Source organism: Flavobacterium sp. (genome assembly GCF_027483985.1).
Classification (GTDB): domain Bacteria; phylum Bacteroidota; class Bacteroidia; order Flavobacteriales; family Flavobacteriaceae; genus Flavobacterium.
In genome coordinates, this window is sequence record NZ_JAIXTJ010000024.1 from 1 (window position 1) to 16325 (window position 16325).

Sequence of the window (16325 nt, forward strand, 5' to 3'; positions counted from 1 at the left end):
GTAAGCAAATTTGAAGATTTTCTTACAAGTAGAGGAGCAAAGATGGTATCTAAAGAGGATTGGGGCTTAAAAAAATTAGCTTACGAAATCCAAAACAAAAAAAGTGGTTTTTACCATTTGTTTGAATTCCAAGTAGCTCCAGAAGTATTAATCGCTTTTGAAACTGAATTTAGACGTGACGAAAGAGTGATGCGTTTCTTAACTGTAAGTTTAGATAAACACGCAATATCTTGGGCAGAAAGAAGAAGAGAAAAACTTAAAGTAGCAAAAGCTTAATTATGGCAACATTACAACAATCAGCTTCAGGAAAAAAAGACGGAGATATCAGATATTTAACGCCTTTAAACATAGAAACTAACAAACAAAAAAAGTATTGTCGTTTCAAAAAATCAGGAATCAAATACATCGATTATAAAGATGCTGATTTCTTATTAAAATTCGTTAACGAGCAAGGTAAAATTTTACCAAGACGTTTAACAGGAACTTCATTGAAGTATCAAAGAAAAGTGTCTGTAGCTGTGAAAAGAGCTCGTCACTTAGCTTTAATGCCATATGTAGCAGATTTATTAAAATAATTTAAAAAACAAAGTTGTTGGTTTCTCGTAAAAAAGAACCTAACTTCTATAATAAGGACAACAACATGGAACTTATATTAAAACAAGACGTTCAAAACGTAGGATTTAAAGATGATATCGTAACAGTTAAAGCTGGATACGGACGTAACTTTTTAATTCCACAAGGATTTGCTACTTTGGCTACACCTTCTGCTAAGAAAGTATTAGCTGAAAACCTAAAGCAAAAAGCACACAAAGAAGCTAAAGTTATTGCTGATGCTAACAAAGTTGCTGATGCATTAAAAGCTCTTGAAATCAAAATATCTTCTAAAGCTGGTGGTGAAAAATTATTTGGTTCTGTTACCAATATCGACATCGCTGCTGCATTAGAAGCTGCAGGACAAACTATTGATAGAAAATTTATCACTAGTGGTGTTGTAAAAAGAACAGGTAAATATACTGCTTCTGTAAGATTACACAGAGATGTAGTTGTTGAATTACCATACGAAATTATAGCTGAGGTATAGTCCTAAGCTATTTTCATTCAAAAATCCCGAATCGTTTTAAAAGCGAAGTCGGGATTTTTTTTATCTTTATTTTAAATCTGAATTATTCGTATGACGTTATCTAACAAAGTTGAAGGATTGAATGTTTTATTAATTCTTGCTTCTTTAGTTCTTGCATTACTACTGCCATTTGAACTTTTCTTGTTTTCTTATGCGGTTTTAGGACCATTGCATTACTTAACTGAAATCAATTGGCTGAATAAGAATAATTATTTTATTAATAAGAGAAAATATGTTTGGGTTTTACTATTCTTTACTTTCCTTATTTCTTTTATTGTACTTTTTAGGTATTTAAAATTTGATTCCGATTTTGCACGCTATTTAAAGTATTATTCAAAGTTATTAATCAATATTTTGATTGCAACTAGTTTTTTCTTTTCTATTGGTTTAGTTCTATTTAAAGACAACAAAAGAATTGTAGTGTCATTAATTTTTGCATTACTTCTGGGCTTGCTTTTTCTTAAATTCGTGCCTTTTTCATTCCTAATTATTGGTGTTTTTCTTCCAACTATAATTCACGTTTACTTATTTACACTGCTTTTTATGGTTTCGGGTACACTAAAAAGTCGTTCAATTTTTGGAGTTGTTGCTATTGTTTTGCTAATATTAGTTCCGATTTTCATTGCTATTAATATGTTTTCATTCTCCGGTGAAACTTCTGATTTAGTAAAAAGTACTTTTTTAGAAACACGATTTAAAAATGTACTACTAGCAATTAATCAAGTTTTAAATGACGTTTATATAACTGATTTCAATTTTAATGCAGTTACAATTATAAAGATGCAAACCTTTTTAGCCTTTTCCTATACTTATCATTATCTTAATTGGTTTTCCAAAATCTCTATTATTAAATGGACAAAGGGTAGTTCTAAATCTTTTTTAGCACTTCTTTTAGTTTTATGGCTTGCTTCAATTGGTCTTTATTTGTACAACTATCGAATAGGTATTTTGACATTATATTTTTTAAGTTTATTTCACGTCATTGTTGAGTTTCCGTTAAATATTATTTCAATTAAAGCAGTCTTTTTTAATAGAAAAGGTTTCAGTTAATTTTCAAAATAATACCTTTGTCGCTTTAATTATAGCTTATTTATACACCAGTAATGAAGTACAAAAGACTAACCAAAGAACAGTTTGAAGCCTTACATCAAGAATTTGCTAATTTTCTTGCCTCACAATCTATCGATAAAAAAGAATGGGACGAAATAAAAAGTAATAAACCTGAAGTTGCCGAACAAGAATTAGATGTTTTCTCGGATTTAATTTGGGAAGGTGTTTTAACTAATGCCCAATTTTTAGAACATTTTTCTAAAAATCACATTTTCCTTTTTCATTGTCAACAAGATTTTATCCAATCAATGGTAATAAAATCATTGATTACTCATGTTGATTTTCTTACAAAAGACGGTTTACAATGGTTAAGTGAAAATCTGTTTACAGATACTGTTGAAATTCATATGGGTAAAAAGAATTATGAAACAGAACGAAATACAGCTATCTTTGATTTAATCACTCAAGGTGCTATTTTAAGTGATGGTCAATTGTATATTCAAATAAATACGATAATTCAATCTTAAATTTATGTTAATTACAAATATTTCATTATTTTAGTAGTGAAATTTTACTAGCTATTTTATGAATATTGAAAAACAACTTCAAGATCTAAGAGAAGAACTAAACGTGCACAATCACAATTATTATGTGCTTGACAATGCAACCATTTCTGATTTTGAATTTGACCAAAAATTAAAAGAACTTCAAGATTTAGAATCTAAACATCCTGAATATTTTGATGATAATTCTCCGTCACAACGTGTTGGCGGAACAATAACTAAGAATTTTCAAACGGTCGTGCACGAAAATAGAATGTATTCGCTAGATAATTCTTACTCGAAGGAAGATTTACAAGATTGGGAAGTTAAAATTCAAAAAGTTTTAGGTAACGTTAATTTACAGTTCACTTGTGAGTTAAAATACGATGGTGCTTCAATTTCAATTACCTATGAAAACGGTAAATTACTTAAAGCAGTAACTCGTGGTGATGGTTTTCAAGGTGATGATGTAACTAATAATATCAAAACTATTAAATCAATTCCATTGCAATTGAAAGGAAATTTTCCACCAAGATTTGATATTCGAGGTGAGATTATTCTTCCATTTGAAGGTTTTGAAAAAATGAATCAAGAGCTTATTGAAATTGGAGAAACACCTTATTCAAATCCAAGAAATACGGCATCAGGAAGTTTAAAATTACAAGATAGTGCCGAAGTTGCTAAACGTCCGTTAGATTGTTTGCTTTATTTTATTACTGGAAATAATTTACCATTTAATACACAATATGATGGCTTAGAAACTGCTCGAGAGTGGGGTTTCAAAGTTCCAAGTCAATCTAAATTGGCTAATAATCTTGAGGAAGTTTTTGATTTTATCAATTATTGGGATGTTCACCGTCACGATTTGCCTTATGAAACAGATGGTGTTGTTATTAAGGTCAATGATTTTAATCATCAAAACGAGTTGGGATATACTGCAAAATCGCCGCGTTGGGCCATTGCATACAAATTTAAATCAGAGCAAGTTACAACAACTTTAAACTCAATTTCTTATCAAGTTGGTCGAACAGGTGCCATTACTCCAGTTGCTAATTTAGAACCGGTGCAATTGGCAGGAACAATTGTGAAACGTGCCTCTTTGCATAATGCCGATCAAATTGAAAAATTAGATATTAGAGTAGGAGATGAAGTTTTTGTTGAAAAAGGAGGCGAAATAATTCCGAAAATTATTGGTGTTGCTAAAAGAGGTTCAGAACTAGAACCAACAAAATATATTACGCTTTGTCCAGAATGTCAATCAGAATTAATAAGAAAAGATGGCGAAGCGCAGCATTATTGTCCTAATTTTTATGGATGTCCTCCGCAAATTATAGGAAGAATTCAACATTACATTTCTAGAAAAGCAATGGATATTGAAGGTTTAGGTGGCGAAACGGTAGCGTTGTTATTCAATAATAATTTGGTCAAAGATTATTCTGATTTATATGAATTGACTGTTGATGATGTAATTCCACTAGAACGAATGGCGCAAAAAAGTGCTGAAAACTTGGTTAATGGAATTGAGAAATCTAAAGCAATTCCATTTGAAAGAGTCTTATTTGCGCTCGGAATTCGATATGTTGGCGAAACGGTTGCGAAAAAACTAGCCAAACATTATAAAACTATTGAAGCATTGAGTCAAGCGTCGATTGAAGATTTAATTCTTGTAGACGAAATCGGTGAACGAATTGCGCAAAGTGTCATTGAATTTTTCGAAAATGCAGAAAACCGAATTATTATCGAACGATTAAAATCTTTTGGTGTTCAATTTGAAGTTGTAGAAAAATTTAATCCAAAAGCGACTAATAAATTTGCAGGAAAAACATTTGTAGTTTCTGGCGTTTTTGAAAAATTTTCAAGAGATGATTTAAAAATTGCAATCGAAGATAATGGCGGAAAGGTAGGAAGTTCAATTTCATCAAAAACTGACTTTGTTGTTGCTGGTGATAATATGGGTCCAGCCAAACTCGAAAAAGCAAATCAATTAGGAATTCCAATTATTTCAGAAAATGATTTTATAAATATGATGAATGAAAATTGATAAACTAGCATTATACGGATATCTTACATTGTGTGTTGTGGCTATTTTAGCTAACTACTTTGATTCTTATGGGATTAAATTAATTTCCAAATCATTATTGATACCCGTTTTGTTTTTTTATTATATCGGAAATGTTGAAAAGCTCGATGTTTTGGCTTGCTTGTATTTGTTTTTTAATTTTTGTGGCGATTCTGTTGGTGTTTTTGAGCTAGATAATGAAGTCAACTATCTTATAATACCTTTTTTCTGTTCTAATATTGTGTTGATATTGATATTATTGAAAAAATTAAAAGATCTAAAATTCTCTATTTATAGTCTTATTCCAATTGTAATTATTATTTTGTTTCTAATTTTTCTTTGGTTTGAAGTAGTTGATATATTTACTTTTAGCCAGAATAACTTACAATTAAAAATAGGAATTTATGGCATTTCATTAATTGTGGCTGCCTTTTTAGCAGCATATGTAGTGGTCAATAAGGTGAATACGCCTAATTTGTATTTGCTATTTTGTGTTACGTGTTTATTGATTTCTGATTTATTTTACATTCTTTATAACTTTCAAGTTAAGTTGGTTGTATTAGATTCAATACATTTTTCTTGTCAAATTTTTTCTTATTTGTTTTTTGTAAAATTTATGATCAGTAAAGAAGAACTTAATTCAATTAATTTATAATCTGCTGTTTTGGAAAAATCAAACTCTTATAGATTTTTAGTTGTTCTTTTTATATTGTGTTCTAGTTTAGAAATTGTAGCTGAATTTTATCAAAATCAAGTTTTGTTAACGTTTGTCAAGCCTACTTTAATGCCGCTACTTTTTGGTATTTATTATGTTAGAACCAAAAATATTGACATCGTTTATTTTTTAGCTTTATTTTTTAACTGGCTTGCTAATATTTTATTTCTTTCAAAATCAGTTGACTTGTTAACTCTGGGTTCCCTTGTATTCTTTATAAGTAGGATTCTTATCGTTTATAAGGTTTATAAAGAAATTAAATTACCATCTATTTTTCCATTTGTTCTAGGTACCATTCCTTTTCTGTTTTTATTCATTTACTTGAATTTTTTAATTGTGAATGATGTCAATTCTCAAACTTTTATGATGACCATTTCACAAAGTATCGTGGTTTCAATAATAGGTGGAATTAGTTTAGGGAATTATATGATGAAAAATGATAAATCAAGTATTTTTCTCTTATTAAGTGCGGTATTCAATGCACTTACCATCGTCTTTTTAGGAATAAAATTCTATTACTTAGATTTATATTATTTAAAATCTATTGCTATGATTTTTTTCGTTTTAAGTCATTTTTCATTAGTGCAATTTATGATAATAACACATAAAAGTAAATTTAATTTAGTTAGTTAAAATAAGTAATTTTTTATATTTATTTAGTAACTTTACTACATGGGTGTAAGTTTAAAAAATAAAGCTTGTACAATTATTTCTCTTTTGTACTTCTTCAATGCTATCGTTGAAGTTGTAGCTGAAGCATATGCTCTTGATACCATTATTTATATAACAAAGCCATTAATACCAGGACTATTAATGGCTTTGTATTTTTATTCTTCAAAAAATGATAGCAAATTGTTTTATGTAATTATGTTTTTCTCTTTATTAACCAATTTGTTATTCATCCCAAATACTGAAACAGCTCTTTTTTATGGAGTAATTGCGTATACGATACACAGAATATTTCTGTTAGTATTGATTTTCAGAATTGTGAGAATTAAGAATTATTTGTTATTTATACTAGCAACTATCCCTTTAGGATTTATATTTTTCTTTATATTTACCTCTTCTGATGTGCCACAAAACTCTTACTATTTGATATTTTTTCACAATCTGATTGCAGCAGTTTTGGGTGGCATTGCCATCGCAACTTACATCTCAAATGACAATAGACAAAATTCTTATTTATTGATAAGTGTTTTATTATTTCTTGGCTTGCAATTGGTGATTTATATCGAAAAATATTATTTAGTCAATGCTATTACGTACTCGCTTAGACCACTCGCAATGTCATTAAACATTCTTGCGTTTTATGTTTTTTACAAATTTGTAATTTTATCAGAAAAAATTAAACTACAATAGATTTTCCTTGTGATTGAATTTCTTTGTTATTAGATAAATAAAAGTCAATACGACCTAGATTTAATCCATAACAACCAACTTGATTGATTAAAACATCTTTACCATCAAGATTTTTTTCAATTACTGGTTTATCCAAAAATGTGTGTGTGTGGCCACCAATAATTAAATCGATGTATTTAGTTTGCTTTGCTAAAATAAGATCACATACTTTATTTGGGTCTTCTTTATATTTAAAGCCGATATGCGATAGGCATATTACTAAATCGCATTTTTCTTCGTTTTTTAGAATGCGAGCTATATCAGTGGCAACCTCAATTGGGTTGTTGTAAACTGTTTCTTTGTAGAGTTTTTTATCAACTAATCCTTCAAGTTCAACACCAAGACCAAAAACACCAATTTTTATTCCATCAATGGTTTTGATTTTATAAGGTTTGACAATTCCATCTAAAACGGTATTTTTGAAATCATAATTTGCTGAAACAAAATCAAATTTAGCATTTGGTAACTGCGAGTAAAAGCCATCAATTCCGTTATCAAAATCGTGGTTTCCTAATGTTGCAATGTCATAACCCATCATGCTCATTAATTTGAATTCTAATTCTCCGCCATAATAATTGAAATAAGGCGTTCCTTGAAAAATATCTCCGGCGTCAAGCAATAAAACGTTCGGATTTTCTTTTCTAATAGCTTCTACCAAGGATGCTCTTCTTGCAACGCCACCCATATTTGGATTTCTAGGATGATCAGCAGGAAAAGGATCTATGTAACTATGAACATCGTTAGTATGCAGAATTGTGATGTGCTTTAAATCATTGCTTTTAAAACTACTTAAGGAAAGTCCAGTTAAACTTAATAATGCTGAACTTGCAACTGTTTTTTGTATAAAATCTCTTCTTTTCATTTGACTTGTCTAATTTGGGTTCAGTATTATTCTTTAATAATTCTAATATCAGTATTGATTTTTAACGTATCAACATCTTTAAAATAATCAATCATTATGTTTCTTAACTTGTAGTCAATATCATATTTTTGAATTCCTTTTTTGAAGAAATTCATATTGTCACCACCATTCGATAAATAGTCGGAAGTAACTACATAATATATTTTATCGTTTTCTAAAGGTTTGCCTTGTACAAACAATTTCGTAGCCTTTAAATCTTTGCTTACAGTAAAATTTAATCCTGCTAAAGGATGTGGTTTTTTTTCAGCGATGATATGATTGGCAAGTTCAATAATTTGTTCTCCTTTTAGCGCAACAATAATGGCACTATTTTCAAAGGGCATTACTTCATAAGCATTTCTGGCAGTAACATTTCCTTTTGGAATCATTGTTCTAATTCCGCCGTGATTTAATAAGCAAATATCAATAGTTTTATTTTCACGTTTTTGAAAAATTGGATTACTTTTTTCTAACGTAATGTCAGCCAAAAAACAACCAATGTTAGTTTGCCATTCTCCTTTCGATTTTTCGAGATTTTCAGGATTGAAAGCTAGAATTTCGCTTAAATCTTTATCGATGTGTTCTCTGAACGGTTTCACATAATTTTCAATTTCAACTTTGCCAACTTGACTCTCGCTGATGCCAATTTTTTTTGCTTCAATTTTAGTAACTTGATACTTTTGACTCGAACAAGCAACCAAGGAAATAAATGTTAATAATAAAACAAAATGTTTTAAAACAACGTTATAGTTTTTTAGATTTACCATCTCAATTATGACTAATTTTAATTAAATTTGTAACCAAGTAAAAGTACTATGTTTTTAAATAAAATAAAGGATTTTTGGACAAAAAAAATAGTTAAGAAAAGGTTATCTAATGTAAAGCATATAAATTCAGATAGTTCTATTAAAAAAGTTGGGATAGTTTTTGACGAAAGCTATTTTTATGAAAAAGAAAAAATGATTTTGCAACTAATAGAAAACGGAATTGAAGAAAAAAATATTGACTTTTTTGTGTTCAAACACCAAGTAAAAAAGAATGATTCTTTTGACTACAAAGTTTTCACCTATAAAAATAGTAATTGGAATGCTTCATTTGATGGGGTAGAAGTTAATGATTTTGTAAATGCAGATTTTGATTTACTGATTAGCTATTATGATATAGAAAAAGCTCCTTTATTATTGCTAACTAGTCTCTCGAAAGCTAAATTTAAAGTCGGATTTGCCTCAATTGACAAACGTTTGAATCATTTTATGATTGATACTAATGCTGAAAACTATAACGTTTTTATAAACGAATTATTTAAATATTTAAAAATACTAAACAAACTATAATATGCAATCACTTATTGGTACTGGAGTTGCACTTGTAACACCTTTTAAAAAAGATTATTCTGTAGATGTTGATGCGCTTTCAAAAATCGTGAATTTTCAAATTGAAAACGGAATTGATTATCTAGTTGTGCTCGGTACAACTGCAGAAAATGCAACCTTAAGCCAAGAAGAAAAGGAATTGGTTATTGCAACTGTAATTAATGCCAACAACGGTAGATTGCCACTGGTTCTAGGAGTAGGAGGAAACAATACTCGCGAAGTTGTTGAAGAATTGAAAACAAGAGATTTTTCAAATTTTTCGGCTATTTTATCAGTTTCACCTTATTATAATAAACCTACGCAAGAAGGTATTTACCAACATTTTAAGGCCATTGCTGAAGCGGCTCCAATTCCGGTAATTTTATATAACGTTCCTGGTAGAACTTCAAGTAATATGTTGCCTTCAACGGTTTTAAGATTAGCAAATGATTTCAAAAATGTTGTTGCTATAAAAGAAGCTGCAGGAGATATTGTTCAAGCAATGAAATTAATTCAAAATAAACCTGATGGATTTCACGTTATTTCAGGCGATGATATGATTACTTTACCAATGGTTTTAGCAGGTGGAAGTGGAGTTATTTCTGTAATTGGTGAAGGTTTTCCAAAACAATTTTCAGATATGGTTCGTTTAGGATTAGAAAGAAAAGTAGATGAAGCTTATAAAATTCACTACCAATTGGCAGAAGCAATTGATATGATTTTTGAACAAGGAAATCCTGCCGGAATCAAAGAAGTCTTTAAATCATTGGGATTGTCTGAGAATACCGTGCGTTTGCCATTAGTAAATGTCAATCAAGATTTGGCTGACAGATTGCATAATTTCTCCCAAAATCTATAAAAAATAACAATTGAAAAAAATCTTTCATAGTATCTAATTATTAACTAATTTTGCAGTTCGTTTTTTAAGAAGTGAATCCCTTTTAAAACCTGTATCCATAAAAATAAAAATGAAGAAAATAGTTTCTCTTATCGTGTTGGTTGTTCTTTTTTCGTCTTGTAGCGAATATCAAAAGGCTTTAAAGAACGAAGATGTTACAAAGAAGTATGATGTTGCTGCAAAAATGTACGATAAAGGTAAATATGCGAAAGCTATTCGCTTGTTTGAACAAATGGCGCCATCTTATAAAGGAAAACCTTCGGCAGAAAAATTGTTTTACATGTTTTCACAATCTTATTACAAAACAGAACAATATTATTTAGCAGGATACCAGTTTGAAAGTTTTGCTTCAAGCTATCCAAAGAGTGAAAAACAAGAAGAGGCAAAATTTTTAGGTGCTTTATGTTACTCAAAATTATCACCAGTATATAGTTTAGATCAAGTAGATACAGACAAAGCAATCGAGAAATTACAATTGTTTATTGATGAATACCCAAATTCAACGTTCTTGCCAGAAGCTAACAAAATAGCTATCGAATTAAGAAATAAATTAGAAAAAAAGGCATTTGAAAATGCTAAGCAATACAATACTATTTCCGATTTCAAAGCAGCACAAATTGCTCTAGATAATTTTATTACAGATTATCCAGGAACACCTTTTAAAGAAGATGCCTTGTATTATAAGTTAGATTCAGCCTACAAGCTAGCAATAAACAGTGTGCCTCAAAAAATGGAAGAACGATTGAATAGCGCAAAATCAGCCTACAACAGTTTGATAAAATTTAGTGCTAGTACAAAATATAAAAGTCAGGCCGATGATATGTTGGCAAGAATAAATAAAGATTTACAACAATTTTCTAAATAAATAAAAGTCATGGATTTAAAAAAGACCAGTGCGCCAGTAAACACAATAACATACAATAAAAATGTTATTGAAGAACCTACCGGGAATGTTTATGAAGCAATAACTATTATGGCTAAAAGAGCAAATCAAATTAACACTGAAATCAAAAAAGAATTGATTGAAAAGTTAGATGAATTTGCAACTTACAATGATAGCTTAGAAGAAGTCTTTGAAAACAAAGAACAAATTGAAGTTTCTAAATTTTATGAAAAACTTCCAAAACCGCACGCTCTTGCAGTTCAAGAATGGATGGATGGTAAGATTTATCATAAAGACACAAATAAATAGTAGTCGATAATGTCAGTTTTAAGCGGTAAAAAAATAATACTAGGTGTTTCTGGTGGGATTGCCGCATATAAAACCGCAGCATTAGTTCGTTTATTCATAAAAGCAGGTGCACATGTCCAAGTGATAATGACACCTGCTTCTAAGGATTTTGTAACCCCATTAACTTTATCTACACTTTCTAAAAACCCAGTTCATTCTACTTTTTATAATGAAGAAGATGAGAATGCACAATGGAACAATCACGTTGAGCTTGGTTTGTGGGCAGATTATATGGTAGTTGCGCCTGCAACCGCCAATACACTTTCTAAAATGGTAAATGGTACTTGTGATAATTTATTAATCGCAACTTATTTATCAGCAAAATGCCCTGTTTATTTTGCTCCAGCAATGGATTTAGATATGTACAAACATCCTTCTACAATTGCTTCTTTCAAGGCATTGCAACAATTTGGTAATACCATTATTCCTGCTGAATCTGGTGAACTTGCAAGCGGATTGTCAGGCGAAGGTAGAATGGCTGAACCTGAGAATATTATAGCTTTTCTAGAAGCTGATATTGAAAGCAAATTACCATTAAAAGGAAAAAAAATACTAATTACTGCTGGTCCAACATACGAAGCAATAGATCCTGTACGTTTTATAGGAAATCATTCGTCAGGAAAAATGGGTTTTGATATTGCAAATCAAGCCGCTAATCTTGGCGCAGAAGTGATTTTAGTTGCTGGTCCAACGCATTTTAAGGTTAAGAACAATCACATTAATTTGATAAGGGTCGTTTCTGCACAGCAAATGTATGAGGCTTGTCATGAGTATTACAACGATTGTGATGTAGCTATTGCAGCAGCAGCAGTTGCTGATTATAGACCGAAAAATGTTGCAGAGCAAAAGATTAAAAAGAGTGACGCTTGTTTTACTATTGAATTAGAAAAAACTAAAGATATATTAGCGTCTTTAGGAGAACTAAAGAAAAATCAATTTTTAATTGGATTTGCTTTAGAAACCGAAAATGAAATCGAAAATGCGAAGTTGAAAATTCAGAAAAAAAACTTAGATTTGATAGTTCTAAATTCGCTGCAAGATGAAGGTGCTGGTTTTGGGAAACCTACCAATAAAGTAACTTTTATAGACAAAAAATTTACTATTGAACCAATGGATTTAAAATCTAAAGAAGATGTGGCTGTAGATATTATAAATAAAATAATAAATCATTATGCGTAGTATATTAATTTTAGTTTTTATGTTTCTTTTTGCCAATGTGCACGCTCAAGAATTCAATTGCAAAGTGATTGTTAATTATGATAAAATTACTAATGTAAACGCTCAAATTTTTAAAAGTTTAGAAACTTCTCTAAATGATTTTGTAAATAAAACAGTTTGGACCGAAAAAACTTTTAAGGATAATGAAAAGATAAGTTGTTCTTATTTTATTACTGTCAATTCCTTTGAAAACAATAATTTTGAAGCAAGTATTCAAGTACAATCTTCGCGCCCGATTTATAATTCAAGTTTTTCAAGCCCAATATTGAATATTAATGATAAAGATTTTAATTTTCAATATGTAGAATTTCAAAATTTGTTTTATAATCCAAATAGTTATGATTCCAATTTAGTTTCTGTAATTGCTTTCTATAATTATATGATTCTAGGATTTGATGCTGAATCTTTCGCAATTGATAGTGGAACACCTTATTTTCAATCAGCTCAAGAAATAGTTAGTATTGCCGCACCAACTGGCGGAAAAGGTTGGTCTCAAACTGAAAAAACGCAAAACCGTTATTTTTTAGTTAACGATGTGATGTCAACAACCTTTCGACCTTTGAAAGAAGCTTTATTTCAATATCATTTTAATGGTATGGATGTAATGCACAAAGATTTAAAAACTGCAAAAGAAGAAATTGTTGCTGCAATCAATACATTATCTACAGTTCACAGTGTGCGTCCAAATGCTTATTTAACCAGAGTGTTTTTTGATGCTAAATCCGATGAGATTGTATCCATTTTTTCAGGTGGACCAAGCGTTGCTATTGACGGTTTGGTTGATAAATTATCCAAAATTTCTCCGACCAATTCTTCTAAATGGTTAAAAATAAAGTTTTAATATATAAGTTAAATCTTTACCAATGATTACATCATTATCAATCGAAAACTTTGCTTTAATTGAAAAATTATCTGTTAATTTCACAGATGGTTTTTCTGTTATTACAGGTGAAACAGGCGCTGGAAAATCAATTCTGCTTGGTGCTTTAGGCCTAGTTTTAGGAAAACGCGCCGATTTAACATCATTAAAGAATAAAGAAGAAAAGTGCATTATTGAAGCGCATTTTCAAATAAAAAACTACAATTTAAAGTCCTTCTTTTTGTCAAATGACCTTGATTATGAAGAAGAAACTATTATTAGAAGAGAAATTCTTCCGTCAGGTAAGTCGAGAGCATTTATCAATGATACTCCAGTTAACTTGAATGAATTACAAGAATTAAGCAATTATCTAATTGATATTCATTCGCAACATCAAACACAAGAACTATCAGACGATACCGTTCAATTTCAAATTATTGACTCGGTTGCTTCAAATTTTGATGTTTTAGCAGAATACACTTCAAAATTAAAAGAATATAAAAAATTCAAATCTGATTTAAAGACTAAAAAAGAATTGCTTGCAGCGGTTTTAAAAGAACAAGATTATAATTCATTTTTATTAGAAGAATTGTTTGCTGCACAACTAAAATCTGGAGAATTAGAAGAACTGGAGGCGACTTATGAAAAGTTGAATAATGTTGAATTTATTAAAGAAACCATTGTAAAATCGTTGGCTATCTCAAACGATGAGCAATTTGGAGTTTTGCAAAATTTAAAGGAGGTAAAATTATCTTTACAGAAAATTGCAGCTATATCTACGGAATACAATTTGATTTTTGAAAGAGTCAATAGTATATTAATTGAATTTGACGATGTAGAAAAGGAATTAAATCAAATTTCAGAAACTATTTTTTCAGATCCAGATACCTTAGATGCAACCAATCAAAAATTGCAATTGATTTATTCTTTATTAAAAAAACATCAAGTTAATTCAATTGAGGAATTGTTAGTAATTCAAAATGATTTGGATAACAAAGTATTGTCGGTTTCAAATTTAGAATCAGATATAGTAACTATTGAAAATCAAATCAGTTTAGTCGAAAATGAATTGAATATTTTAGCAAAAAATATTAGTGAAAATCGAAGTAAAGCAATACCGGTTTTAACTAGTAAGTTGGCAGTAATATTAGAGAATTTAGGAATGCCAAATGCTAGATTTAATATTCAGTTAGAAAATAAAGACGAGTTTTATAGTAACGGAAAAGATGAAATAACATTTTTATTTTCAGCCAATAAAGGTTCTGAATTTGGTTTACTTAAAAAAGTGGCTTCTGGCGGTGAAATGTCGCGAATAATGTTAGCCGTTAAAGCAATTTTATCGCAGTTTTCAAAATTACCGACCATAATATTTGATGAAATTGATACAGGTGTGTCTGGCGAAATCGCTCACAAAATGGCCGAAATTATGAAACAAATGAGTTTGAATATGCAAGTTTTTGCAATAACTCATTTGCCACAAATTGCAAGCAAAGGAAAAGATCACTTCAAGGTGTTTAAAGTAATTAAAGACAATCAAACGCATTCTGAATTAAAGTTGTTATCCAATGAGGAACGAATTAATGAAATTGCTCAAATGCTATCGGGTTCAGTCATTTCAGATTCAGCCTTAATTCACGCCAAGGAATTGCTTAACTAAAAATATAGAATTACATTTGTTCTATCAAAAACAAACTTAAAATAAACAATCAAAGCTATAGATTATGATTATAGAACCAAGAATGAGAGGATTTATTTGTTTGACAGCTCATCCAAAGGGTTGCGAGCAAAATATTAAAAATCAAATTGAGTATGTAAAATCAAAAGGAAAGATTGAAGGTGCTAAACGTGTATTAGTAATAGGTGCTTCAACCGGATTTGGTATGGCATCAAGAATATCTAGTGCTTTTGGATGTGATGCTGCTACAATTGGTGTTTTCTTTGAAAAACCTGCTACTGCTGGTAAAACTGCCTCGCCAGGTTGGTATAATTCTGCAGCATTTGAACAAGAAGCTCATAAAGCTGGTTTGTATGCTAAAAGTATCAATGGTGATGCCTTTTCAAAAGAGGTCAAACAACAAACCATTGATTTAATCAAAAGTGATTTAGGTCAAATTGATTTAGTTATTTATAGTTTAGCTTCACCAGTTCGAATGCATCCTGAAACAGGAGTATTGCATCGTTCTACATTAAAACCAATTGGTGCTACTTTTACAAATAAAACGGTTGATTTTCATACAGGTAATGTTACTCAAGTTTCAATCGAACCTGCCAATCAAGATGATATTGATAATACGGTCGTAGTTATGGGCGGCGAAGATTGGTCAATGTGGATAAATGACCTTAAAAACGAAGGATTATTAGCTGAAGGCGCAACAACAATCGCTTATTCATATATCGGACCATCAGTTACAGAAGCGGTTTACAGAAAAGGAACAATCGGTAGAGCTAAAGACCATTTAGAAGCAACTGCATTTACAATTACAGATGATCTTAAAGATATTGCTGGTAAAGCCTATGTATCGGTTAATAAAGCATTGGTAACTCAAGCAAGTTCTGCAATTCCAGTGATTCCATTATATATTTCTTTACTTTATAAAATAATGAAGGCTGAAGGAATTCACGAAGGTTGTATCGAACAAATTCAAAGGCTTTACAGTCAAAGATTATATTCAGGAAATGCAATTCCAACAGATGAAAATGGAAGAATCAGAATTGATGATTGGGAAATGCGAGATGATGTACAACAGCAAGTTGCAACTTTATGGGAGCAAGCTACAACAGAATCTCTAGTAGAAATAGGAGATTTAGCAGGATACAAACAAGACTTCCTAAATTTATTTGGATTTGGATTTGAAGGCGTAGATTATGATGCTGATACAAATGAATTGGTTTCGGTGCCAAGTATAAATTAATAATGTTAAATTTTAATAGATTTAAAAGCTCATCAGTATAGATGAGCTTTTTTTGTTTATTTTTATACAC

19 protein-coding genes are annotated in these 16325 nt (G+C 30.2%); 17 read left to right on the plus strand and 2 right to left on the minus strand.

The window, feature by feature from the left end:
* The 9 genes from rpsF to Q0050_RS05720 all read left to right on the plus strand — a co-directional run.
* Positions 1-276: 30S ribosomal protein S6 (gene rpsF, locus Q0050_RS05680; RefSeq protein ID WP_298393189.1), on the plus strand; the 276-nt coding region annotated here is incomplete at its 5' end.
* A gap of 2 nt (positions 277-278) precedes the next feature.
* Positions 279-575 carry a 30S ribosomal protein S18 gene (rpsR, locus tag Q0050_RS05685; protein WP_066077030.1) on the plus strand — a complete coding sequence of 99 codons (297 nt, stop codon included), beginning with the start codon at positions 279-281 and terminating at the stop codon, positions 573-575.
* Between the two features lie 65 nt (positions 576-640).
* The gene (gene rplI, locus Q0050_RS05690; RefSeq protein WP_298393198.1) at positions 641-1081 is read left to right on the plus strand and encodes a 50S ribosomal protein L9; all 441 of its coding nucleotides are present in this window, start codon (positions 641-643) and stop codon (positions 1079-1081) included.
* Positions 1082-1171: 90 nt separating this feature from the next.
* Positions 1172-2170, plus strand: coding sequence for a hypothetical protein (locus Q0050_RS05695; protein ID WP_298393200.1), 999 nt, complete (start codon positions 1172-1174; stop codon positions 2168-2170).
* A gap of 53 nt (positions 2171-2223) precedes the next feature.
* The gene (locus Q0050_RS05700) at positions 2224-2697 is read left to right on the plus strand and encodes a DUF6495 family protein (protein ID WP_298393203.1); all 474 of its coding nucleotides are present in this window, start codon (positions 2224-2226) and stop codon (positions 2695-2697) included.
* A 58-nt stretch (positions 2698-2755) separates the two neighbouring features.
* Positions 2756-4753, plus strand: a complete 1998-nt coding sequence (ligA, locus tag Q0050_RS05705; RefSeq protein WP_298393205.1) for an NAD-dependent DNA ligase LigA — start codon at positions 2756-2758, stop codon at positions 4751-4753.
* The gene (locus tag Q0050_RS05710) at positions 4743-5426 is read left to right on the plus strand and encodes a hypothetical protein (RefSeq protein ID WP_298393206.1); all 684 of its coding nucleotides are present in this window, start codon (positions 4743-4745) and stop codon (positions 5424-5426) included. The genes ligA and Q0050_RS05710 overlap by 11 nt, the downstream gene beginning before the upstream one ends.
* Before the next feature lie 9 nt (positions 5427-5435).
* On the plus strand, positions 5436-6119 hold the full coding sequence (locus Q0050_RS05715; protein WP_298393208.1) for a hypothetical protein: 684 nt from the start codon (positions 5436-5438) through the stop codon (positions 6117-6119).
* Positions 6120-6158: 39 nt separating this feature from the next.
* On the plus strand, positions 6159-6845 hold the full coding sequence (locus tag Q0050_RS05720; RefSeq protein ID WP_298393210.1) for a hypothetical protein: 687 nt from the start codon (positions 6159-6161) through the stop codon (positions 6843-6845).
* Here Q0050_RS05720 and Q0050_RS05725 read toward each other — a convergent pair.
* Both Q0050_RS05725 and Q0050_RS05730 read right to left on the minus strand, forming a co-directional pair.
* A complete protein-coding gene (locus Q0050_RS05725) occupies positions 6832-7746 on the minus strand; it encodes a bifunctional UDP-sugar hydrolase/5'-nucleotidase (RefSeq protein ID WP_298393212.1) in 915 nt (304 codons plus the stop codon). The genes Q0050_RS05720 and Q0050_RS05725 overlap by 14 nt on opposite strands.
* Before the next feature lie 26 nt (positions 7747-7772).
* On the minus strand, positions 7773-8552 hold the full coding sequence (locus Q0050_RS05730) for a 5'-nucleotidase C-terminal domain-containing protein (RefSeq protein WP_298393214.1): 780 nt from the start codon (positions 8550-8552) through the stop codon (positions 7773-7775).
* A gap of 192 nt (positions 8553-8744) precedes the next feature.
* Here Q0050_RS05730 and Q0050_RS05735 point away from each other — a divergent pair, with 192 nt between their 5' ends.
* The 8 genes from Q0050_RS05735 (at position 8745) to fabV (ending at position 16255) form a co-directional block, all read left to right on the plus strand.
* Positions 8745-9119, plus strand: coding sequence for a hypothetical protein (locus Q0050_RS05735; protein WP_298393216.1), 375 nt, complete (start codon positions 8745-8747; stop codon positions 9117-9119).
* Position 9120: 1 nt separating this feature from the next.
* Positions 9121-9996 (plus strand): 4-hydroxy-tetrahydrodipicolinate synthase, encoded by an 876-nt coding sequence (gene dapA, locus Q0050_RS05740; RefSeq protein WP_298393218.1) that lies wholly within the window; start codon positions 9121-9123, stop codon positions 9994-9996.
* 109 nt (positions 9997-10105) lie between these two features.
* Complete coding sequence (locus tag Q0050_RS05745; protein ID WP_298393220.1) at positions 10106-10900, plus strand: outer membrane protein assembly factor BamD; 795 nt, start codon at positions 10106-10108, stop codon at positions 10898-10900.
* Between the two features lie 9 nt (positions 10901-10909).
* Positions 10910-11227 carry a DNA-directed RNA polymerase subunit omega gene (locus tag Q0050_RS05750; protein ID WP_298393221.1) on the plus strand — a complete coding sequence of 106 codons (318 nt, stop codon included), beginning with the start codon at positions 10910-10912 and terminating at the stop codon, positions 11225-11227.
* Positions 11228-11236: 9 nt separating this feature from the next.
* On the plus strand, positions 11237-12445 hold the full coding sequence (coaBC, locus tag Q0050_RS05755) for a bifunctional phosphopantothenoylcysteine decarboxylase/phosphopantothenate--cysteine ligase CoaBC (RefSeq protein WP_298393223.1): 1209 nt from the start codon (positions 11237-11239) through the stop codon (positions 12443-12445).
* Complete coding sequence (locus Q0050_RS05760; protein WP_298393225.1) at positions 12438-13325, plus strand: DUF4835 family protein; 888 nt, start codon at positions 12438-12440, stop codon at positions 13323-13325. The genes coaBC and Q0050_RS05760 overlap by 8 nt, the downstream gene beginning before the upstream one ends.
* A gap of 22 nt (positions 13326-13347) precedes the next feature.
* Complete coding sequence (gene recN, locus Q0050_RS05765) at positions 13348-15000, plus strand: DNA repair protein RecN (RefSeq protein ID WP_298393227.1); 1653 nt, start codon at positions 13348-13350, stop codon at positions 14998-15000.
* Positions 15001-15064: 64 nt separating this feature from the next.
* Positions 15065-16255 carry an enoyl-ACP reductase FabV gene (gene fabV / locus Q0050_RS05770; RefSeq protein WP_298393230.1) on the plus strand — a complete coding sequence of 397 codons (1191 nt, stop codon included), beginning with the start codon at positions 15065-15067 and terminating at the stop codon, positions 16253-16255.
* Positions 16256-16325 lie beyond the last annotated feature (70 nt).